The 22,313-nt window shown below is 58.2% G+C and carries 15 protein-coding genes; 8 read left to right on the forward strand and 7 right to left on the reverse strand.

The genetic code is table 11. The annotated features are described in order from the left end of the window. Nucleotides 1-45: 45 nt before the first annotated feature. The 7 genes from parE to BM035_RS07950 all read right to left on the reverse strand — a co-directional run bounded on the left by parE (nt 46) and on the right by BM035_RS07950 (nt 10,388). Nucleotides 46-1,941 carry a DNA topoisomerase IV subunit B gene (gene parE, locus BM035_RS07920; RefSeq protein ID WP_092031029.1) on the reverse strand — a complete coding sequence of 632 codons (1,896 nt, stop codon included), beginning with the start codon at nt 1,939-1,941 and terminating at the stop codon, nt 46-48. Nucleotides 1,942-2,008: 67 nt separating this feature from the next. Then, nucleotides 2,009-2,284: a protease complex subunit PrcB family protein gene (locus tag BM035_RS22615; RefSeq protein WP_217646330.1), complete on the reverse strand. Its 276-nt coding sequence runs from the start codon at nt 2,282-2,284 to the stop codon at nt 2,009-2,011. Between the two features lie 200 nt (nt 2,285-2,484). After that, nucleotides 2,485-5,160, reverse strand: a complete 2,676-nt coding sequence (locus tag BM035_RS07930; protein WP_092031032.1) for a S8 family serine peptidase — start codon at nt 5,158-5,160, stop codon at nt 2,485-2,487. A 163-nt stretch (nt 5,161-5,323) separates the two neighbouring features. Continuing rightward, nucleotides 5,324-7,375: a TRAP transporter large permease subunit gene (locus BM035_RS07935; RefSeq protein WP_092031034.1), complete on the reverse strand. Its 2,052-nt coding sequence runs from the start codon at nt 7,373-7,375 to the stop codon at nt 5,324-5,326. Between the two features lie 15 nt (nt 7,376-7,390). Next, nucleotides 7,391-8,401: a putative solute-binding protein gene (locus BM035_RS07940; RefSeq protein ID WP_092031036.1), complete on the reverse strand. Its 1,011-nt coding sequence runs from the start codon at nt 8,399-8,401 to the stop codon at nt 7,391-7,393. Between the two features lie 58 nt (nt 8,402-8,459). Continuing rightward, entirely contained in the window at nt 8,460-9,524 is a 1,065-nt protein-coding gene (locus tag BM035_RS07945; protein ID WP_008174078.1) for a hypothetical protein, read from the reverse strand. 204 nt (nt 9,525-9,728) lie between these two features. Continuing rightward, nucleotides 9,729-10,388: a TetR/AcrR family transcriptional regulator gene (locus BM035_RS07950; protein ID WP_008174077.1), complete on the reverse strand. Its 660-nt coding sequence runs from the start codon at nt 10,386-10,388 to the stop codon at nt 9,729-9,731. Nucleotides 10,389-10,494: 106 nt separating this feature from the next. On the opposite strand from BM035_RS07950, the gene BM035_RS07955 reads away from it, so the two are divergent. From BM035_RS07955 to BM035_RS07990, 8 genes are all read left to right on the forward strand, one after another. Next, on the forward strand, nt 10,495-12,291 hold the full coding sequence (locus BM035_RS07955; RefSeq protein ID WP_008174075.1) for an acyclic terpene utilization AtuA family protein: 1,797 nt from the start codon (nt 10,495-10,497) through the stop codon (nt 12,289-12,291). Nucleotides 12,292-12,441: 150 nt separating this feature from the next. Beyond that, a complete protein-coding gene (locus tag BM035_RS07960) occupies nt 12,442-13,308 on the forward strand; it encodes an SDR family oxidoreductase (RefSeq protein WP_008174073.1) in 867 nt (288 codons plus the stop codon). 10 nt (nt 13,309-13,318) lie between these two features. Next, complete coding sequence (locus BM035_RS07965) at nt 13,319-14,935, forward strand: acyl-CoA carboxylase subunit beta (protein ID WP_008174071.1); 1,617 nt, start codon at nt 13,319-13,321, stop codon at nt 14,933-14,935. 197 nt (nt 14,936-15,132) lie between these two features. Beyond that, nucleotides 15,133-16,293: a citronellyl-CoA dehydrogenase gene (gene atuD / locus BM035_RS07970; protein ID WP_014577830.1), complete on the forward strand. Its 1,161-nt coding sequence runs from the start codon at nt 15,133-15,135 to the stop codon at nt 16,291-16,293. 22 nt (nt 16,294-16,315) lie between these two features. Next, nucleotides 16,316-17,137 carry an enoyl-CoA hydratase/isomerase family protein gene (locus BM035_RS07975; protein WP_092031038.1) on the forward strand — a complete coding sequence of 274 codons (822 nt, stop codon included), beginning with the start codon at nt 16,316-16,318 and terminating at the stop codon, nt 17,135-17,137. 152 nt (nt 17,138-17,289) lie between these two features. Beyond that, on the forward strand, nt 17,290-19,260 hold the full coding sequence (locus BM035_RS07980) for an acetyl/propionyl/methylcrotonyl-CoA carboxylase subunit alpha (protein WP_092031040.1): 1,971 nt from the start codon (nt 17,290-17,292) through the stop codon (nt 19,258-19,260). Beyond that, a complete protein-coding gene (locus BM035_RS07985; RefSeq protein ID WP_092031041.1) occupies nt 19,257-20,084 on the forward strand; it encodes an SDR family oxidoreductase in 828 nt (275 codons plus the stop codon). Before BM035_RS07980 ends, BM035_RS07985 begins: the two co-directional genes overlap by 4 nt. Nucleotides 20,085-20,147: 63 nt before the next feature. After that, the gene (locus BM035_RS07990; RefSeq protein ID WP_008174062.1) at nt 20,148-21,974 is read left to right on the forward strand and encodes a long-chain-acyl-CoA synthetase; all 1,827 of its coding nucleotides are present in this window, start codon (nt 20,148-20,150) and stop codon (nt 21,972-21,974) included. Nucleotides 21,975-22,313: the final 339 nt, after the last annotated feature.

Consider the following 22,313-nt stretch of genomic DNA (forward strand, 5'->3'; position numbering starts at 1 on the left):
ACAGAGAAAGAATAAAGGATGCTTTTTATAGCATCTTATAGAATATTAAACTTCGATGTCCGCCATGTTGCCGTAGGTCTCGAGCCACGCCCTTCGATCGGATGCGCGCTTCTTGCCCAGCAACATGTCCATCCGGCTATCGGTATCATCCCCGTCTTCGATGGTCAGCATGACCAGGCGACGGGTGTCCGGGGCCATGGTGGTCTCACGCAGCTGAAGCGGGTTCATCTCACCCAGACCCTTGAAGCGGGTCACCGAAATCTTGCCCTTGCGCTTCTCCGCGGCAATACGGTCGATAATGCCCTGCTTTTCATGTTCATCCAGGGCGTAGAAGGTTTCCTTGCCCAGATCTACCCGATACAGCGGCGGCATGGCAACGAACACATGGCCGGCGGCAACCACAGGGCGGAAGTGTTTGACGAACAACGCGCACAGCAGCGTGGCAATGTGAAGGCCATCCGAGTCCGCATCAGCAAGGATGCAGATCTTGTTGTACCGAAGGCCATCCAGCTGGTCAGAACCGGGATCTACACCAATCGCAACGGCAATATCGTGAACTTCCTGGGACGCCAGGATCTCGCCCGAATCAACCTCCCAGGTATTGAGGATTTTCCCCCGAAGCGGCATCACCGCCTGGAACTCCCGGTCCCGGGCCTGCTTGGCGGAACCGCCTGCAGAATCACCTTCTACCAGGAACAGCTCGGACCGGGCGGTATCCCCACCGGAACAGTCCGCCAGCTTACCCGGGAGTGCGGGGCCCGAGGTGACTTTCTTGCGGGCCACCTTTTTGCTGGCTCGCAGCCGACGCTGGGCATTGCTGATGAAGAGCTCAGCTAGTGCTTCTGCCACATCGGTGTGCTGGTTGAGCCAAAGGCTGAAGGCATCCTTGACCACGCCGGAGATGAAGGCCGCGGCCTCACGGGAAGACAGACGCTCTTTGGTCTGCCCTGAGAACTGGGGCTCCTGCATCTTGAAGGACAGGACATAGGCTGCCCGTTCCCAGATATCTTCCGGAGAGAGCTTAACGCCACGGGGTAGCAGGTTGCGGAACTCGCAGAACTCGCGCATGGCTTCAAGCAGGCCGGTACGCAGCCCGTTCACATGGGTGCCGCCCTGGGCCGTGGGAATCAGGTTTACGTAGCTTTCCATGATCGCTTCGCCGCCCTCGGGCAGCCACTGGATGGCCCAGTCCACCGCTTCCTTGTTTCCGGAAAAGCTGCCGGTAAACGGCTCAAGCGGCACAACCTCGATATCGGCCAGCGCCGTGCGCAGGTAGTCCCGCAACCCGTCCTCGTAAAACCATTCGTCTTTTTCGCCGGTTTTTTCCTGGAGGAAGGTAACCGTCAGGCCCGGACACAGAACCGCCTTTGCCCTCAGGTTATGGCGGAGCCGGCTAACGGAAAAATTCGGGCTGTCGAAATAGGTTACGTTGGGCTTGAACTTCAGGCGGGTACCGGTGTTGCGCTTGCCCACGGTATCGATCACTTCAAGCTCGGACGCTTTGTCGCCATTGGCAAACGTCATCCGGTGCAATTGGCCATCGCGCTTGATGGTTATTTCCAGATGGGTGGACAGTGCGTTGACTACGGATACACCGACACCGTGGAGACCACCGGAAAAGTTGTAGTTGCCCTGAGAGAATTTGCCGCCGGCGTGCAGGCGGGTGAGGATCAGTTCAACGCCAGGCAGGCCTTCCTCTTTGTGCAAATCCACGGGCATGCCCCGGCCGTCATCTTCAACGCTCAGCGAGCCATCGCTGTACAACACCACGTCGATGCGTTTGGCGTGCCCTGCCAGCGCCTCATCCACACTGTTGTCGATAACTTCCTGCGCCAGGTGATTGGGCCGACTGGTGTCTGTATACATCCCCGGCCGCTTGCGCACCGGATCCAGGCCGCTCAGTACTTCAATAGCATCGGCGTTATATTGTTGCTGGCTCATGGGCAGGAACTGACTCCGCGATTGATATGAAAAGCTGAGCCATAGCTTAGGGATTCGTGAGGAAAGATCAACGGTTGTTTTCGGCGCGGGTGATCTGGATATCATCCCAGCCTTCAGCGGTCACCGCGATGACCGCGCAGGGGGTGGTGAGCGCCTGTGTGACGATGGTGCCAGGGGCGGGTTCAGCCACTCTGACCCTCAGCTCCAGGGTTCCGCCACGGATCTCAGAGAAGTCAAGGGTGACACTGTAGCCGCCGGTTGGCTTCTGGCCAATTGAAGCAAGCACAATATGCTCACGCTGATAATCAATTCCCTTCATTGACTCTAATGAAAGATTTCTCATGGGCATCGTTTCCAGACGTCGCAACTCTTTCAGGCTCTCGATATGTATGGATCCGGGAGCAACTAAGCCGCAATGCGCTGACTGTGTTATTTGTCTCGCTAGGGGAGCACCGGTTTCAGTCTCAGTTTGACTGACAGAACACCCGGACGCTAAAACACCCAAAACAATTAAACAGACCTTAGGCAGGTGCGTCGAGAACATCAATTCCGCAAAACCCTTTTAGCATTTGATTGACTACCAGATTGTTCTGGTAGTAGTTGGTAACCCCTAAAATTTGGCCTCGGCAGCAGGTCCGATGAACCCACGGATAAGGCGGGCCTTGAGTAACTAGTGGTCATGCGAATACCGGTAATAGACCCGCCCTCAATCACTTCAATTTCCTGGCGCAAACCGGAAACAGGGTATTCGGCGCAGGCTTCTCCTGCGTGGCAGATCAGGCCATCGTTATCAAGATCCGTCCCTGCCACTAAGACATAACTCCCAGGTGGCACTTCGTTCCGGAGCAAAGGGGCTAAACCATCATCCGGAACAAATTCGAACGTGTATTGGCCATCGCTCACAGTGGCGACAGTCTGCCCGACCGTCACATATAAGCCAGTCTGGGGATCAGGTTCAGGCTCAACCAACAACACGAAATGCCGACCTGCGTCTCGGGCTTGCTGATCAGTGATCCTTTGACCTATCACGGGCACTGTCAATCGTGCTTGAATTTCAGTCCTCGAATCATATGTGATTTCCAGATTACCCCGAGAGGAAACTCCAGGGTCAAGTTTGTCCGGATCCAGAACAAGTTCTACTTGAGCAACCTGGTTCGCCTCTATCTCCAATGGTAAGGATGCAGAAGTTAGCGAAGCAGTAAACCAGTCCTGGGAAGCAGATACATCGGTTATTGTTACCGAGTAATTGCCCAACGGAGACAAATCAATTGAATCGTTTGCAGCAAGCCCGGATTCCGAGGACAAATTTACGATGGCCGGAGAGGAAGTAAGTAGTTCCGGCGGATTTCCAGAAAGCACCGCTTGAACTGCCTTGCCACCATCAAGTACACCATAGCCCAACTGGTCGGTTCGTTCACAGCCCGATTCGCAGGGCCGCTCGGTTAATGCCCCACTTCGCAAATATCCCTCAACCGCAGAGGAATCAAGGGCTGCATTGGCTTCTTTCATAAGTGCCAGTACACCTGAGAAGTGCGGAGCGGCCATAGACGTCCCTTGTAATCCCCGGTAGACAGGCTGAAGCTGGCCATCGACGATGGCCGCACTTGTGCTGCTGACTAAGTCACCCCTTCCATCACCATTCCCGTCGCGGCTGGCGTCTCCGCCTGGAGCTGCCAGATCAATCGTACTACCAAAATTAGAATACGATGCGGGTACTCCAGCACCATCCACAGCGCTGACCGAGAATACATTCTCGAGTGCCGCGGGACAGGAGGGTTCGCTTGTAGCGGAATTACCTGCGGCAGCCACATACAAGATTCCTCTCCCTACGCCTTCGTCAATTAGCTGCTGCAGCGTCACAGCTACGCCAGGGTCACCACAAGGCAATCCCCCCAGGCTCAGATTAACGATGTCTGCTGAAGACCTATTTTGATCCCCTAGTACCCACTGCATCCCCTCAAGGAGGTCACTGAGCGTTCCAGTCCCGCCCTCACCCAAAACCCGCACAGGCATCAGCCTCGATCCAAAAGCAACGCCCGCGCCACCGCTGCCATTAACTGCAGCAGCCACAGTGCCTGACACATGGGTACCATGATAAACACTGCCACCTACCGAATTGCCTGGGTCAGCTGGAAGCTCATCTCCGTCCACAGCATCAAAACCAGCGATAACATTGCTCGCAAGATCCGGATGCCACTGACCTCCGTCCTGAAACAAACCAGTATCCAAAACAGCGACGCTGACACCATTCCCACCACCGGGCGCCAGTTGCCACGCAACCGGCCCGTTGATCAGGCTGTAATGCCACTGCTGAGCCAGCACTCCACTTGTATAGAAAGGCTCGTCCACCGGCGTCAGCATGGCCCGAGTCCTGTAATTGGGTGATGCATGCCGAATGGAGGGGTCAGCCCGCAGACTTTGAATCCAGGTAAGCGTCTGATCTGCTTCGTTTACGTGACTCAACGCAGCAAAGCCGGCCGGTCTGCGAACTTTCCAGATTCCCGGAGCAATCTGTAGGCCCGCCTCGGTCATTGAAGTGCGAGGGAGACTGTTCTTCTGCGCACCAGGACCAGACAAAGAAATAATCGCTTCGTTCTCTACGAATTCGTGTTTTGACCAGTCATAGCTTGTTATGTTTGATGCTTCAGCTCTCGATGAGGAGAGGATATACAGCATGGGCGAGGAGCCAAGAGCTGTTACAGTTATTCCGTAGTCGCCCACTTGCTGACTTTCGATAGCTACACTGACTGCTGCGCCGTTACCCGGTGCAATAGCTTGCCCGACAGTAGTACCGTCAGGAGCCTCTACGGTGAGTAGCAAATCAGATGCTGTTCCAAGCCTTGTTGTGAAGCTCTGGAGAGTGAGTTCCAAACCCGCCTGCAACGATGCCACATAACGATCATCAGCATCGGGAAAATACTCGAACAGATCAGTCTGTGACTCCAGAAGAGGATACGGCCTTGGTTGAACAGTGTCGCTGACATAGCCAGCGAGCACGAACTCCGGAGGAAGTTCTTGAATGGTAGTTAGGGGAGCTCTCCCAGTGAGTGCATCCGCATTATCTGCATCAACCCGTGTGCCCGCCTCAATATCAATGGTTCCAGCCACGGCAATGGGCTGTGTAGCTTCTCCATTACCGGAGCCACCTCCCCCGCAACCCACAAAGGAAAACAGTGTTAGGAAAAGCGAGAACAATTTAAGGTGGGCAAGCGAATTCATAGGTCAGGCCACTGGCAACAGATCGATTTTAGTTCATAGGGTATACCAAACACGCATCTTGCACGTGTTCGGTTTCGTTCAAACTACGTTTCCTCTTGTATTCCAGATGCAAAAAAGCCGCCCGAAGTTTCCCTCAGGCGGCCCTCTTTATCGCACTTCAACATTACAACGCGTAGAACAGCATCGGCACAAAGGCAACGAACAACAGTGTGGGGCCCATCACGGCCAGGGGCAGCAGCAGCCGCTCATAGCGATGCCAGAAGGAACCTGTGCGCTCTGCCGCCAGCACTTCGGTCTCGCCCACCACCTGTCGGGTGAGCAGGTGGTTCAGCGCCACTGGCGGACTCAGGTAGCCGAGCTCGAATGCCACCAGGCACACAATCCAGAAGTGCAGCGGATCAATACCCAGCTGGATCGCCGGCTGGGCAATGGTCGCCGACACCAGGATTACCGCGCCAAACGGGTCCATGACCATGCCTATAACTGTGAGCATCACGACGATCACCAGCATGGCGATCCAGGGACTGGTCAGGTCCTCCGGGAAGAGCGCGTGAACGATATCGGAGCGCTCCAGGATTCCCCCCAGGCAGATGGAAAACCCGATCAACGCCAGCAGCGCGCCAATGTGCACTGCCGAATCGCTGGCAGCGGCCGAGCTGCGTGCCCAGAACACCTGGGAACGGGTCTGGCCCTGCTCACCACGACTCCGGCCGGAATCCAGCAACACCAGCGCGAGCATTACCAGGGGCAGGATCAAAGGAGCGCTGTACTCGTTGAACTTCAAGCCGAGAACAACCCAGATCGACAGGATGACCAGAGCTGCCACGGCCACATAAGGCAGCAGGGCCCGGCTTTCCGAGAGAGCCGCACGGAAAGCGCCGGGCGCCGGACGAGGCTTCCAGTTTCCCTGGGTCTTGCAGACAATCAGTGAAAACAGCGTTGCCGACATGATAAAGACCCAGAAACCCCAGCTGTACATCTCAGTGGTTGTCACTTCCTTATTGAGAGCCGCCACAACAACGATCAGCAGGCACGGGTTGAGCACCACGCCGAGGCTTCCGGACATGGCAGTCGTTGCCAGGGAAAGCTGCCGCCCTGCCCCGGCTCGGCGCAGCTCGTCATACACAACACCACCCACGGCCAGGATGAAAATGCCCGATGCGCCGGTGAACGCTGTCGGAAACGCCGTTGCGAAGATAATCACCGAAGCCAGCATCGGCGCTGGCAGATTAAAAGGTTTGATGAGATTGAGCAGGAGCTCGGGAATTCTGGTCTGCTTCAGCATCATGCCCACCAGCACGTAAAGTCCGATATTGATGAACATGGATGACAGGTTGGACATCATTCCAAAGTAGATCGCCAGGCCCGAGGCATACCCGTCTACCAGGAAGAAATAACTTATGGCGATCAGGCCCATGGCACAGTACAGAGGAATCACCAGACCGGACGAAGCGGAAAGACCGCCGGGGCGGATACGTTCCGGAACGTTCAGGAAACGCACTGCATTGATCACTATAAAGAGGCCGAAGACCCCGCCCCAGGCATATTGAAGGCTCATCGTACCCTCCGAACCCGGCGACGTGGCCAGCTTGCCCAGGTAAGCATTCAGCGACAGCACCATCAGACCATTAACCACAAACTGCACACCCTGGCTCAGCCGCCATTCAGCTCGATTGCGGGGCAGGCGCAACGCTATGTGGTCCGTGTCCAGCGCAGCGATTGCCGCAGCCATCGCGAACATCGCAATGAACAGGTACTTGGTCAGCTCAATGTTCTCGAGCAGGAAGTCCGCAAGTCCCTGCTCTACCGTCTTGAACGCCCCTAGGGCTGGCGTAGCGTGGGCCAGGTTCTGTTCATAGACGTCGTATTGCTGCTGGCAGAGTTCCAGATTGCTCTGTAGCGATTTGCGGATGGCATCGGGATTGGGCGGTGAGCTGAACAGGTCATCGGGGTCGGGCTTGTAATTGGCCACCCGGCGAGCCACTTCGGCATCAACATCCATTTCCAACTGACAGGACGGCTCTGTCGCCTCGGGATTCAGCAGATAATAGTTCGGCCAGGTCTGTTCTCCGACCCAGAGCAACCGGGAATGGAGCGAGTTGCCCATCCCCAGCAGCAGGGTAAACAGCAGGAGAAGCAGCAGAACCGCCCCGTAAATGCGATGTACGGGGTAGAGGGTCCGTGCTGCCGGAGCGGTAATTGCTCGCCAGTTCATGATGGTTCCGCCCCGTTATTCGCGGTTGTCCGCGGTGCACTCGGCTGCAGCAGGGTTACTTGCACAGCGGATCTTGCTGAGCAGCCCCATCATTTTCGGGTGATACACATCCGGCGCCCCGTTCAGGCCATCGCGCATCTCGATCCGGTTCTCCCGGAACATCTCCTGATAGCCGCGGATGTCTTTTTCAGGAATGCGCACCCATTTTTCTTCGGGAATGGCTGCTTCCTGGCCTTCAATCAGCCCCATGGCCTGAGGAAACATATTCCAGGCAACTTCACGGGCTTTCTGGGCTGTGTCGTCGTCCAGCACGTCATCACGGGCAACCATCTGAAGCGTCAGCTGTGCCAGCGGATAGTCCACAACCCCACCGCTTTCGCCGATGCCCTTATAGAGTTCCAGAGCTTCGTAAGCAAAGGCCGGCGCATAGGCGGTATCCACCGAACCGTTGTTAAATTTGCCGGCGAAGTTGGTGATGTCAGAGGGCACGACCGTGGCCTTGACGAAGTTCACCATGTGAATCGCGTCTTTCTGATAGTCGAGGGTTGCCATTCGCTTGCCCGCCAGCTCGCTGGCAGTATCAATACTGCGATCATTTACAAACAGGTAACCGGCACCCACCGGTATGATGCCGAGCACTTCGTAACCGTTATCCTTCATCAATGGCGCGGCTTTCGGCTGCGCCAGCGTGGCCAACAAGGTTTTCAGGTTGTCGTAGGTGGGCAGCGCTCCCACAGCGCTGATGCTGCCCGTGAACTTGTTGAATGGACGAATCCGGATGTCTGTGGCGGCAACGGCATCGCATTGTCCGGCGTTAAAATCACCGATCGCCACGCCCTCATCGGTGTAGGGTTTCAGCTCGAAATCCACGCCGTGGCCCTTCATCTCTAGCGCATAGTCTTTGACGAAGTTGTAGAAGTCGCCATTGGCGCCGATTACATCGAACACGCACATGGAAACAGACTGTGCCGATGCCAGCGGAGCGGCGGCCACAAGGGCCATGGCAGCGAGGGATTTGCGGATCATATCGACCTCCGGGTCATTCTTGTGTTTGTCAGTTTTCAGAGGATGTCGGCAACCTGCCTTAGAGCAGGTCGTCCAGATTCATGGTTTCGACGTTGTCGGTTTGCCGCTCAGGGCTCATCCTGCCGAAGAAGGATTGCGGCGTCCGGTAGCCGTAATTGGCGGTCCAGTGTTTGTCAGAAGAGAAGCGCACCACGCCCGCCGCGACTTCATCCACCAGACGATACTCGTCCCAGACCTCCATAGTTGCATCGGCCGCGGCGAAACTGGCGATGGCTTGCTCAAGCTTTTCCGGGCGACCAAAGGTTTCGGCGGCGACCGCTTGAAGCGCGTGCGGAACCCGCATGCCTTTCTCAACCCCCAGTTCCCGGCTGTGCTCAAGCACCTGCCAGGGGTCCGGCGCCAGAGCCGGACGGGTGTCGGGCAGCAGCAGCCAGACCAGGGCCCGGATGGCGTTTGGCATACCACCCCACTTTTCATTGTCCAGACAGGTAGCGGCACGCTCGGCCTGGGGAGCGATATTCCTGGGGACTCCGGCCATGGCGCCGGAATTGGCATCGTTTACGATTGCCTGCATACCGGTCAGCAAGCCCAGCAGGAAGGTGATTTCGTCCTGTTCGGTGAACAGAAAGGGGCACTCGAGGGGTTCAGCAGCGGGATCGAACTCGTAGGCGGCCATTGCTCGCTTAAAGGAGGCATACCGACGTTTCGCGGTCAGCGCATTCAATCGCTTTGCCACTTCCCTGGCGTCCTTTGCCGCTTCCACATCTCCCTCATAATCCGCTCTGAGATAGGCGAGCTCAGCCTCCCAGGCCTTGTACTCCGCACAATTGCCTGCCAGAAGCATCAACAGGGAGCCGGTGGTGTCAGGTGCATCGGTGACCCGCGAGAAGGAATAGAGCAGCGGATCCACGCCCTCGCCCAGCGCACACGCCATCTGGGTGTCGGACATCTGCAACACGTAGGGCGTGGCTTCGCCCTCCGAATAATTGGAGAGCACAACGCCGGTGGTGGTGTAGATGGGGTTGGCCGAGCAACCTGTGAGTATGGCAACGGCTGCCAGCGAGAGAGCCTTGAGGCGAGCCGCAAAGACATGCGGTCCGAGCTTTGCCAGAGAGGAGATCATATTTCACCCTGCATCACGTTGTTTTTGTTTGCCCGATCTGAACTCGGTTTTTGTCAACGGGTGCAAGAATGCGGTGAAAACTGTCCTACAAAAATGGCTCGAATGCCGATTTTGTTATGCCGATCGGGCCAATGGTCCGGAAGGAAAGGAATTTGCCAGAATATTATTGATATAAAACAATGACTTTTGAAAACGCCAATCCGCTTACAGAGCCATCATTGCCATTACCTGATCGGTCAGGCCATCCAGTGTCAGCCCTCCCCGCTCCGGTTTGTACCAGGTTACGGTCCAGCTGAGAGCGCCGGTCAACATCCTTCGAACAACGAAGGGATCCGCCTCCAGCGCGCCCTCGCGCTTCAATGATTCCAGCACATCCAGCCACAGTTTCTCGTAGATGTCCCGAAGTTCCAGCACTTCGCCCTGGGACGGGGCCGACAGACTCCGCCATTCAAATACCAGGACTGCCATCGCTTCGCCGGTCTGGCCATTGATAGATTCAAGTTCCGCGCGGATCAGTCCACGAAGCTTCTGCCTGCTGGTATCGGCGGCCTCCAGAGCCGCCTGCATGAGCGCGGTGTTCAGCCGGATGGTTTCTACCATCACTGCCTTGAGGATCTCTTCCTTGGTTCGAAAGTGGTGGAACAGGCTGCCGGACTGAATACCCACGGCAGCGGCAAGGTCACGAACTGTAGTGCGCTCGTAGCCTTTTTCCCGGAACAGCCGAGCCGCCTCAGTGAGCAGACGGCCGCGAGCGCCTTCGGGGTCTGACACAAGGTTTTCTGCGATCAGGGACTGGAGGATCTGGTTCTGGCTCACTACGGCTACTCGGTTGGCATAAGAGGCCTTTAATTCTACCTGAAACATGCCTGTTTACAAACCAAGCGCTTGCTTGGTATCGTCATCTCCATCGTGTGGCAAAACCGCCACCGCTCCCATTTTCAATCAGCAATCATTTACAGGGCACAGGAAGATGGCTGAATCCCCCAACACTGTTCGCATCGGATGCTCCGCCGCCTTCTGGGGCGACACGGAAACGGCTGCCGCGCAGCTGGTCCACAAGGGCAATATCGACTATCTGGTAGCCGATTATCTGGCCGAAATCACCATGTCGATCATGGCGGGCCAGAAAATGAAGGACCCATCCCAGGGGTATGCGCGGGATTTCGTACAGACGGTCATGGGCCCCTTGCTCGGTGACATCAAGGAAAAGGGCATTCGGGTGCTGGCCAACGCCGGCGGCGTCAACCCGGTGGCCTGTCGTGACGCCCTTCAGGCTCTCTGTGAAAAAGCCGGCGTGGACATGAAGATCGCCCTGGTTCTGGGCGACGACCTTCTGATGAAAAAGAAAAATCTCGCAGATATGGGCGTCAAGGAGATGGGTTCCGGCCAACCGATGCCCGCAATGATGGTCAGCCTGAATGCCTATCTGGGAGCGCCAGGTCTGGTTGCGGCTCTGGAACAGGGCGCGGACATCGTTATTACCGGCCGGGTGGCAGACAGTGCCCTGGTATTGGCACCGCTGGTGCACGAGTTCGGCTGGAGCTGGCAAGACTACGACAAACTGGCGCAGGGCAGCCTGGCCGGGCATCTGCTCGAGTGCGGTGCCCAGGCCACCGGCGGCAACTTCACCGACTGGGAAGCGGTAGCTGGCGGCTACGCCAACATGGGATTCCCGATAGCCGAAGTGAGTGCCAACGGCGACTTTTTTATCACCAAGCCCGAAGACACCGGCGGGCTGGTTAGTCGTGGCACAGTTGCGGAACAGCTGGTCTACGAAATCGGTGACCCAAGGGCCTACCTGCTGCCTGACGTTACCTGCGATTTCACAGGTGTAGAGCTGGAGGAAACCGGTAAAGACCGTGTACAGGTGCGGGGCGCACGGGGGCTACCACCCACCGACAGTTACAAGGTATCGGGCACCTGGCCGGATGGTTTCAAGTGCACGGTTACCTTCCTGCTGGCAGGCATGAATGCCAGGGCCAAGGCCCAGACTGTCGCACAGGCCATTCTGGCCAAGACCTCACGCATGTTCAGCGAACGTGGCCTGCCTGATTACAGCGAAACCAGTATTGAGCTTCTGGGTACGGAAACGACCTACGGTGCTCATGGCCGTGGCGAGGATTGCCGCGAAGTAGTGGTCAAGATCAGCACCGCCCATCCCAAGAAAGAGGCCCTTGTACTGTTTTCCCGCGAGATTGCCCAGGCAGCCACGGGGATGGCACCGGGAATCACCGGGATTGTGGGTGGCCGGCCGACCGTGTGGCCGAAGATCCGGTTGTATTCATGCCTGGTGCCGAAAACGGAAGTTGATGTGTCCGTGGATCTGGGCGGCGAGCGGCAAACCGTTGGAGTCGAAACCAGCGGCGGTTTCGATAACAGCGACCTCCAGCCCCAGTCGTTCACACACGAGACAGACGAAACGGACACCACTGTGCCGCTGGTGAAGCTTGCCTGGGCCCGCAGCGGTGACAAGGGCGACCACACCAACATTGGCGTGATCGCCCGCAAACCGGAATTTCTGCCGTTCATTGAAACCGCGCTGACGGAAGCGGCGGTTGCGGACTGGATGGCCCATACCCTGAATCCGGAAACCGGCCGGGTGACCCGCTGGGCCATGCCCGGGCTGAAGGCCATCAATTTCCTGCTGGAGCACAGCCTTGGCGGCGGTGGCGTGGCCAGCCTGCGGATTGATCCACAAGGGAAGGCGTTTGCGCAGCAGCTATTGGAGTTTCCGGTGCCTGTTCCTTCTGGTCTGGTTAAAGATTGATTTATTGGTGCATGCACTCTGGTTGATAGCGCGTTCCGGGACACGCCGTGAATACATCCATGTAGGCTTGATCGCAGCATCCTTGCTGCTCACAGTCCCGAAACGCGCTACCAACCAGAGCGCCCGAACTTTGAAAGGGTCTTCGTTACTATGAGCTATCAGTCTGTGTTTCATCCCGACTTGTTTAAGGGCCAGGTGTATATTGTTACCGGCGGCGGTTCTGGTATTGGCCGGTGTACGGCCCATGAACTCGCTGCCCTGGGCGCACGGGTTGCCCTGGTCGGCCGCAAGGCCGAGAAAGTGGAATCTGTGAAAGCAGAGATCACCGAGGACGGCGGCATTGCGTCCGCCCATGTCTGTGATATCCGTGAAGAGGACTCGGTCAAGGCCACGGTGAAGGCGATCATTGCCGAACACGGAGGCCTGAATGGTTTGGTGAACAATGCCGGCGGGCAGTTCCAGGCGCCGCTGACCGGGATCAACCAGAAGGGCTGGGAGACGGTGGTTCGAACCAATCTGACCGGCGGCTTCCTGATGGCACGGGAATCCTACACCCAGGCGCTGTCAAAAACCGGGGGCGCTATTGTAAATATCGTGGCCGATATGTGGGGTGGTATGCCCGGCATGGGACACTCCGGCGCCGCCAGGGCCGGCATGGTGAACTTTACCCAGACAGCCGCCGTTGAGTGGGGCGCGTCCGGGGTTCGTGTAAACGCAGTCGCTCCGGGCTGGATTGCCTCCAGTGGCATGGATAACTACCCCGAACACATGAAGCAGTGGATTCGCAGCCTTGGTGATAACGTCCCGATCAAACGCATGGGCACCGAATCCGAAGTCAGCTCGGCCATCTGTTTTTTACTCAGCCCTGGCGCAGCGTTTATCAGCGGGGATTGTCTGCGGATCGACGGCGGTGCGTCACAGGGAGGTCGGGTCTGGCCGCTACCGAAAGCCAAGAACAACGAACCCTACAACGGCTTTCACCGGGCCATCACCCCGAAAGTTCTGAGCGACGACTGAGGAGCCGACCATGCAGGTACTTGAATCCACGGTAAGCTCCACGTCCGAGGACTTCCGCACCAACGCCGAAGCCATGGACGCCCACATCACCACGTTCCGGGACGTTGAGCAAAAGGTTCTGGATTTGGCGGAAGCCGCCCGGGAGAAGTTCATCAAACGGGGCAAGCTGCTCCCGAGGGACCGTATTAACCGGTTGCTGGACCGCGGCACGCCCTTTCTGGAACTCTGCTCCCTGGCAGGCTACAAGATGCACGACGACAAGGACGGCAGCCTCGCCGGCGGCGGGATCATCGCCGGTATCGGTTATGTGAGCGGCATCCGCTGTCTGGTGGTGGCCAGCAACAGCGCCATCAAAGGCGGCACCATTACCCCTGCCGGCCTGGACAAGACGCTGCGCCTGCAGCAGATCGCCATGGAAAACAAGCTGCCGGTGGTATCCCTTTCCGAGAGCGGCGGCGCCAACCTGAACTACGCCACTGATATTTTCGTGCTCGGCGCCCGGGGCTTTGCCAATCAGGCGCGGATGTCGGCTGCGGGCATTCCCCAGGTCACCGTAGTTCACGGCAATGCCACTGCCGGCGGCGCCTACCAGCCGGGTCTGTCCGACTACGTGATCGTGGTGCGCGAACAAGCCAAGATGTTCCTGGCCGGCCCACCACTGCTGAAGGCAGCAACCGGCGAAGTTGCCACCGATGAGGAACTTGGCGGCGCGGAGATGCATGCGACCGTGGCAGGAACGGCAGAGTACCTGGCCGAAGACGACGCCGACGGCATCCGCCAGGCCAGAAACATCCTCGAAGCCCTGCCCTGGAACGAGCAGCTGCCACCCCGGCGCGAACTTCAATGGGAGGAACCGCTCTACCCGGCCGAGGAGCTGTTGGGTGTCATCCCGGCGGATTCCAAAAAGCCCTACGATGTGCGCGAAATCCTCGCCCGCATTGCCGACGGTTCAAAGTTCATGGACTTCAAGAACGAGTTCGACGACCAGACCGTCTGCGGCACCATCCGAATTGAAGGTCATTCAGTCGGCATCATCGGCAACAACGGCCCGATCACCCCGGCTGGATCCGCCAAGGCCGCCCAGTTCATCCAGCTCTGCGACCAGGCCGGAACGCCCCTTTTGTTCCTGCATAACACCACCGGTTTCATGGTGGGTACTCACTCAGAGCAGAACGGCATCATCAAACACGGCTCGAAAATGATCCAGGCTGTGGCCAACTGTCGGGTGCCAAAGGTCGCAATTGTCATCGGCGGTTCCTATGGTGCAGGTAACTATGCCATGTGCGGCCGTGGCCTGGACCCGAGGTTCATCTTCGCCTGGCCCAACAGCCGAACCGCGGTTATGGGGCCGGCGCAGGCAGGCAAGGTGATGCGTATCGTAGCCGAAGACAAGCAGCGCCGCGGCGGCATGGAGCCGGATCCGAAGACACTGGATTTTCTGGAGCAGGCCACAGCGAAGAAGCTGGAGGAAGGTTCAACGGCGCTGTTCGGAACGGCCAGATTGTGGGATGACGGGCTAATCGACCCGCGGGATACGCGGCGCGTTCTGTCCCTGGTTCTGGACGTTTGCCGGGAAGCCGAGGCTCGGCAGTTGCGGCCCAATACCTTTGGTGTGGCCCGCCTGTAGGTCTGCTTGTTTTGCGGGAGGAACCGGTTGGGACACCCTGCCCAAAATGTCGGCGGCCATGGATGGCCGACGCCAAGCGCACATGGATGTGCTCGTAGCGGTTTTCTGGAAGCGGCCCCACACACCTGCCGCCAAGCTAAAGAACGTCCACCAAAACAAATACGGCACGAACTCTCTACCAGCAGGAGAACAAGAACGTGAAATTCACAGCCGAACACGAAGCCCTCAGAAAAACGGTCCGCGATTTCGTGGAGAAGGAAATCAATCCCCACTGCGACGAATGGGAAGCCGCCGGGGAATTCCCGATTCATGAACTGTTCAAAAAGCTCGGAAACCTCGGAATCCTCGGGATCCAGAAGCCCGAAGAATACGGTGGTATGGGGCTGGATTACAGCTACAACCTCGTGGCTGCGGAAGAGCTTGGCATGGCCCATTGTGGTGGTGTGCCGCTGGCCATCGGGGTTCAGACCGATATGTGTACCCCGGCCATTTCCCGGTTTGGATCTGATGAACTGAAACGCAGTTTCCTCGCGCCGGCCATTGCCGGCGACATGGTGGGATGTATTGGCGTCAGTGAAGTTGGCGCAGGTTCGGATGTGGCGGGGATGAAAACCACCGCCAGGAAAGACGGCGACGACTACATCATCAACGGCTCCAAGATGTGGATCACCAACAGCCCCAAATCGGATTTTATCTGCCTGCTGGCCAACACCTCGGACGACAAGCCCCACAAGAACAAGTCTTTGATCATCGTGCCCACGAAAACGCCGGGCATCTCCTTCAGCCCGCACCTGAACAAGCTCGGCATGCGCTCTTCCGAAACCGCCCAGATCTTTTTTGACGACGTCCGTGTGCCACAGCGCTACCGGATCGGCGCCGAGGGCACCGGTTTCATGATGCAGATGCTGCAGTTCCAGGAGGAGCGGATCTGGGGTGCGGCGAACGTGATCAAGGCGCTGGAAAACTGCATCACCAAGACCATCGAGTACTGTCGCGAGCGGAAGACCTTCGGCCAGCCGCTGATCGACAACCAGGTAATCCACTTCCGCCTGGCCGAACTGCAAACCGAAGTCGAGGCCCTGCGCGCCCTCACCTACCAGGCCTGCGAGCTGCACGTTGAAGGCAAGGATGTCACCCGCCTGGCCTCCATGGCCAAACTCAAGGCCGGACGTCTTGGGCGTGAGGTCACAGACAGCTGCCTGCAGTACTGGGGCGGTAACGGTTACATGTGGGATAACCCGATTTCCCGCGCGCACCGGGATGTTCGACTGGTGTCTATTGGCGGTGGTGCCGACGAAATCATGCTCGGGATTATCTGCAAGATGATGGGAACCCTTCCGGGCAAGAAACGCGACTAGGAAACGGACGGTGGAGTCATTTATGGGCCAGGTACCACATTGCGAAACACTGATTCTGGAAAAACAGGGCCCTACCCTGTTTATCACCATCAACCGACCGGACGTGCGCAACGCCATGAGCCTCGAGATGGTGGCGGAACTGTCCGCGGTGTTCACCCAGATTGAAAACGACCTGCACATTCGCGCCGTCGTCATCCGGGGCGCCGGTGGGCACTTCTGCGCCGGTGGTGATATCAAAGACATGGCCGGAGCCCGCGGCCAGAAAGCGGCCGAGGGTGAGGCGGACCCGTTCTATCGTCTGAACCGCGCCTTCGGTCAGATGATTCAACAGGTCAACGAATCCTCGAAAGTGGTCATTGCGATCACCGAAGGCGCCGTCATGGGCGGTGGATTCGGTTTGGCCTGCGTTTCCGACGTCGCCATCGCCGGGCCGAGCGCCAAGTTCGGCTTGCCGGAAACCTCCCTCGGCGTGATTCCAGCCCAGATTGCGCCGTTTGTGGTTGAACGAATCGGCCTCACTCAGGCCCGGCGGCTGGCCCTGCTCGGTTTGAGAATCGATGCGAACGAAGCATGCAGTCTTGGCATCGTTCACCAGGCGGCTTCTTCAGAGGATGAACTGGAAGAGATGCTGACAAGCGCTCTGGATCGTGTCCGCCACTGCGCACCGGTTGCCACGGCAGAAACCAAAGCGTTGCTACACAGGGTTGGCCATGAACCCATGAGCGGTTTGCTGGACAGCGCGGCTGAAAAATTTGCGGAAGCCATCCGGGGAAGCGAAGGAACGGAGGGCACCATGGCCTTCATGCAAAAACGTCCACCAGCCTGGGCAAGCGAATCGGACTGATGCGGAGCGAGGGTGAGTGCCGTCTGGCTTCCAGAAAATGTCGGCGGCCATGGATGGCCGACGCCAAGCGCACATGGATGTGCTCGTAGCGGTTTTCTGGAAGCCAGACGGCACTCAGCCTCGCGGCTTACTCCAAAGGAGAGAACAAGAACATGTTAAAGAAACTACTAGTAGCCAACCGCGGCGAAATCGCAGTCCGCGTCATCCGCACCGCGAAAGCCCTTGGTTACCGCACCGTAGCTGTCTACTCCGAGGCCGACGCCAGGGCCATGCACGTGGAACTCGCCGACGAGGCCGTCTGCATTGGCCCGGCACAGGTATCCGCCTCCTACCTGAACAGCGATGCAATTCTTGAAGCCGCCCGCAAAACCGGCGCCGACTGCATCCACCCGGGTTACGGCTTCCTCTCCGAGAATGCCGCCTTCGCCAACGCCTGCAAAGACGCCGGCCTGGTGTTTGTTGGCCCTCCCGCCTCGGCCATCGAACTCATGGGCAGCAAGCGCCGATCCAAAATCGCCATGCAGGAGGCCGGCGTGCCAGTGGTGCCTGGCTATGAAGGCGACAACGCCAACGACGACGAACTGATCACCGCCGCCAAAGACATCGGCTACCCCCTCATGATCAAAGCCTCTGCCGGCGGTGGTGGCCGCGGCATGCGCCTGGTTGAGAGTGAATCCGAACTGGCCGACAACATCAAACGGGCCCGTTCCGAATCAAAACAGGCCTTCGGCGACGACGAACTGATCCTGGAAAAAGCCGTGATTGAGCCCCGCCACGTGGAAATCCAGGTGTTTGCGGATCGCCACGGCAATGCGGTCTACCTCGGCGAACGGGACTGCTCAGTACAGCGCCGACACCAGAAAGTAGTGGAAGAAGCACCCTCCCCCTTTGTCACGCCGGAACTACGACAGGCCATGGGTGAGGCTGCAGTCAAAGCGGCTCTGGCCTGCAACTACGAAGGCGCCGGCACCGTCGAGTTCCTGGTCGACAAGCACCGAAACTTCTACTTTCTGGAAATGAACACCCGCCTGCAGGTAGAGCATCCGGTCACCGAACTCATTACCGGCCAGGATCTGGTCGCCTGGCAGCTCAACGTGGCCGAGGGACGCCCGCTGCCGCTCGGCCAGGACGATATTCACCTGAATGGCCATGCCATTGAGGTTCGACTCTATGCAGAAGACCCTGCCCACGGATTCACACCCCAGACCGGACCGCTATACGCCTTTGAACCAGCCGAAGGCGAAGGTTTAAGGTTTGATACCGGGGTACGATCTGGAGATGCTATCACTCCCCACTACGACCCGATGCTGGCAAAAGTAATTGCCTGGGGCCAAAACCGGGATGAAGCCCGCCGGCGGCTGATCCGCTCGCTTGAGGACACAACCGTGTTCGGCGTGACCACCAACCGCCATTTCCTGAGCCGGATTATCGCAGACGAGACTTTCGGGGCCGGCGGGGCGACCACGGCCTTCCTGCAGCAGGCCTTCAAGGACGATCCGTCCCTTCAGCCGCAAAACCTGACCATTCGCCAGTTGGCCCTGGCCGCCTGCGTGCTCGACCATGACATTTCGGGCCAGAGCGCCTGGAGCAATGCGCCGGCCACCATGACCCCCATCAAGCTGGAAACCGGCGACACCACTGTCGAGCTACTGGTGACCCGCAGCGGCAGCCGGTTGTCTGTCAGTATGGGCGAAACCCGGCATTCCCTGGTACTTGAGAGCCAGAGGGATGGCCATTTGTGCATTATCGACAGCGGCGTTCGTCAGGCCTGCCAATATCACCGCCAGGGCGATTCCCTATATTTGCAGGCGTTCGGGCAATCCTGGTCGGTGCGCGATGTTACCCACCAACCAGCCAGGACTGCTGGTGGCGCGGGCAGCGGTCGCATCCAGGCGACCATGGATGGTGCCATCATTGATGTGTTAGTTGAAGCTGGTCAGAGCGTTCACCAGGGCGATACGCTGGTGATACTGGAAGCCATGAAGATGGAGCATCCGGTAAAAGCAGACCGCGACGGCAGAGTCGCCGAGTTTCTTGCGAGCAAAGGCGACCAGGTAAAACGCAGTCAGTTACTGGTCCAGATAACCGCCAACGAGACGGCCGAACAGGAGAACGAGGCATGAGTACCATGCGTGATCGTACCGTTTTTATCACCGGCGCCAGCCGTGGCATCGGCCGGGCCATCGCCCTCGCCGCCGCCCGTCAGGGCGCGAACGTAGTGATTGCCGCCAAATCAGACACGCCTCATCCGAAGCTGCCAGGCACGATCCATACGGTGGCGGAGGAAGTTCGGGATGCTGGAGGCAAAGCGCTACCGCTGGTTCTGGATGTCCGGGATGAAAAGCAGATCCGCCAGCGCATTGATGAGGCCGGCGAGCATTTTGGCGGCATCGACGCACTGGTAAACAACGCAGGCGCCATTCGGCTAACCGGTGTGGAAAACCTTAAGGTCAGCCGGTACGACCTGATGCATCAGGTCAATGCCCGGGCCGTCATGGCCTGCAGCCAGGCCGCACTGCCCTGGCTGAAACAGTCGGACCGGGCTCACATCCTGAGCCTGTCGCCGCCTCTGAATCTGAATACCCGGTGGTTCGCCCAATATGGCCCCTATACCACCACAAAATACGCCATGACCATGCTGAGCCTGGGCATGGCGGAGGAGTTCAGGCGGTACGGCATTGCGGTTAACACGCTGTGGCCGAAAACGCTGATTGCCACGGCAGCCATCGAATTTGAAGTTGGCGGGCCCCAGATGATGGCCCAGGGCAGGAAGCCGGACATCATGGCCGATGCCGCTGTCAGCATCCTCAACCGGTCGTCTGAGACTATGACTGGTCAGACCCTGATCGACGAGGAGCTGCTACGGCAGGACGGTATCACCGACTTCGATCATTACCGGTATGAGCCGGGCGATAAGCCCCTGATGCCGGACCTGTTTCTGGACTGAACCCGAGGCATGCGTTGTTCCGGGCTCAACGTCCACACAATAAAAGGGACCAATGGAAACACCATGAGCCAAGACAACGTATCCGCACTGGACATTGCCCGCAGCCTGCCCGGAATATTCCGGCGTTTGCCGGCCATAACCCGGGGGCTGTATTACTATGCCCTGAAAAACGAGAACCGTGAGCTTACGCTCGGCACACTCATCGAGAACAACGCCCGGAACCTGGGCAGCCGGCCCGCCATTCTGTTTGAAGACCGCTCGATCACATGGAGCGAATTGAATGGCTGGGCTAACCGCATCGCCCGCTACCTGCAGGACCAGGGGCTTGCCAAAGGGGATGCCATTGCGATCTTCCTTGAAAACCGCCCCGAATTGCTGGCCGTGGTAGCCGGCGCAGCCAAACTCGGGGTCGCCTGCGCCATGCTCAACACCTCCCAGAGAGGCAAGGTACTCGAACACAGCATCAACCTGATCGAGCCCAAAATGGTGGTGGTTGGCGAGGAACTGATCGAAGCGTTCGACGGCATAAAGACAGATCTCAAGACCGCCCATCCCCAGCCATTCCAGTTTCTGGCAGACACCAACACGCTGAACGCCTTTGGGGACGCACCGACCGGTTACGCCAACATGGCCGCGCAGGTCAGCACCTTCAACAGCGACGCCCCGGTTCTGAGCGATGCGCCGAAAATGGGCGATACCGCCATCTACCTGTTCACCTCCGGCACCACCGGCCTGCCCAAGGCCGCCCCGGGCTCACACCGCAAATTTATAATGGCCTACGGCGGGTTTGGCCTGATGTCTCTGGCCATGAAGCCGGAGGACGTTCTTTACTGCACGCTCCCCCTTTATCACGGCACCGCTCTGCTGGTCTGCTGGGGGTCCGTCCTGGCCGGCGGCTCCGCCATTGCCCTGCGCCGCAAGTTCTCCGCCAGCGCCTTCTGGGACGACGTTCGCTATTACCACGCCACCACCTTCGGCTACGTCGGCGAACTCTGCCGCTACCTGCTGAACCAGCCACCCAGCGAACAGGACCGGAACCACAGCCTCACCAAAATGATCGGCAACGGCCTCCGCCCCTCCATCTGGAAGGAATTCAAGCAGCGCTTCGGGATAGAGACAGTCGCAGAGCTCTACGCCTCCAGCGAAGGCAACATCGGCTTCAGCAACTTTTTCAATATGGACAACACCGTGGGCTTTTCCACCGCCCCCTACAAGCTGGTGAAATTCCACGACGGCACACGGGATCCAGTTCGTAACGAAAAAGGCTTCATGCAGGAAGTCGCAAAAGGCGAGCCCGGCCTGTTGATCGGCGAGATCACCAAGAAATGGTCGTTCGAGGGTTACACCCAGAAAGAGGCCACGGAAAAATCGATCCTCCGCAACGCTTTCAAGAAGGGGGACGCCTGGTTCAACACTGGCGATGTCCTGAAGGAAATCGGGTGCGGCCACCTGCAGTTCGTCGACCGTATGGGCGATACCTACCGCTGGAAGGGCGAAAACGTCTCAACGACGGAAGTGGAAAACATCATCGACGGCTCGGGGATGGTCGAGGAAGCCATCGTCTACGGCGTCGAGATCCCCGGCTCCAACGGTAAGGCCGGCATGGTGACCCTGGTTCCCCACAGTAATGGCCAAGAGTTCGATGTGAACAGATTATTCGCCTATCTGCGGGACAATCTGCCGGCCTATGCAGTACCGGTGTTTGTGCGCATCACCCACGCCATCGAGAAAACCGGAACCTTCAAATACCGCAAGGTGGATATCCAGAAGCTGGGCTATTCGCTTAGGGACGGCGAGGAAGTCTATGCCTGGTTGCCCGGGACTGATGGGTATACCCTGCTGACGCCGGAGCTGGTTTCGGAGATTGACTCGGGTTCGGTCCGGTTTTGATGATTGGCCTTTTGTCTGGGCCCTAGCCTTATGGATTAGCGGATTGGTGAGGGTGGGCACCTCCTCCCAAAAACCGCTACAAGCACGTCCGTGTGCGCTTGTTTCGGGCCGTCCATGGCCCTCTACATTTTTGGGAGGAGGTGCCCACCCTCACCACCGGGCTATTGCGTTATAGTCTTGATACTCAGAGATACCACTGATTCCAGAAGTTGCCGGTTGGAAGCACTTCCCAAAAATGTCGGCGGCCATGGATGGCCGACGCCAAGCGCACATGGATGTGCTCGTAGCGGTTTTTGGGAGGTGCTTCCAACCGGCAACCTCCCAAAGCTTTCAGGCTTC

The organism is Marinobacter sp. DSM 26671 (genome assembly GCF_900112835.1).
In the GTDB taxonomy this organism is placed as follows: Bacteria; Pseudomonadota; Gammaproteobacteria; order Pseudomonadales; family Oleiphilaceae; genus Marinobacter; species Marinobacter flavimaris.

What these genes read in the sequence shown, in the direction of transcription:
- BM035_RS07945 (WP_008174078.1), bottom strand. Translation starts at nt 9,524, where the DNA reads ATGATCTCCTCTCTGGCAAAGCTCGGACCGCATGTCTTTGCGGCTCGC.
- BM035_RS07965 (WP_008174071.1), top strand. Translation starts at nt 13,319, where the DNA reads ATGCAGGTACTTGAATCCACGGTAAGCTCCACGTCCGAGGACTTCCGC.
- BM035_RS07940 (WP_092031036.1), bottom strand. Translation starts at nt 8,401, where the DNA reads ATGATCCGCAAATCCCTCGCTGCCATGGCCCTTGTGGCCGCCGCTCCG.
- BM035_RS07930 (WP_092031032.1), bottom strand. Translation starts at nt 5,160, where the DNA reads ATGAATTCGCTTGCCCACCTTAAATTGTTCTCGCTTTTCCTAACACTG.
- BM035_RS22615 (WP_217646330.1), bottom strand. Translation starts at nt 2,284, where the DNA reads ATGAGAAATCTTTCATTAGAGTCAATGAAGGGAATTGATTATCAGCGT.
- BM035_RS07950 (WP_008174077.1), bottom strand. Translation starts at nt 10,388, where the DNA reads ATGTTTCAGGTAGAATTAAAGGCCTCTTATGCCAACCGAGTAGCCGTA.
- BM035_RS07935 (WP_092031034.1), bottom strand. Translation starts at nt 7,375, where the DNA reads ATGAACTGGCGAGCAATTACCGCTCCGGCAGCACGGACCCTCTACCCC.
- BM035_RS07990 (WP_008174062.1), top strand. Translation starts at nt 20,148, where the DNA reads ATGAGCCAAGACAACGTATCCGCACTGGACATTGCCCGCAGCCTGCCC.
- BM035_RS07960 (WP_008174073.1), top strand. Translation starts at nt 12,442, where the DNA reads ATGAGCTATCAGTCTGTGTTTCATCCCGACTTGTTTAAGGGCCAGGTG.
- BM035_RS07985 (WP_092031041.1), top strand. Translation starts at nt 19,257, where the DNA reads ATGAGTACCATGCGTGATCGTACCGTTTTTATCACCGGCGCCAGCCGT.
- BM035_RS07975 (WP_092031038.1), top strand. Translation starts at nt 16,316, where the DNA reads ATGGGCCAGGTACCACATTGCGAAACACTGATTCTGGAAAAACAGGGC.
- BM035_RS07955 (WP_008174075.1), top strand. Translation starts at nt 10,495, where the DNA reads ATGGCTGAATCCCCCAACACTGTTCGCATCGGATGCTCCGCCGCCTTC.
- BM035_RS07980 (WP_092031040.1), top strand. Translation starts at nt 17,290, where the DNA reads ATGTTAAAGAAACTACTAGTAGCCAACCGCGGCGAAATCGCAGTCCGC.
- parE (WP_092031029.1), bottom strand. Translation starts at nt 1,941, where the DNA reads ATGAGCCAGCAACAATATAACGCCGATGCTATTGAAGTACTGAGCGGC.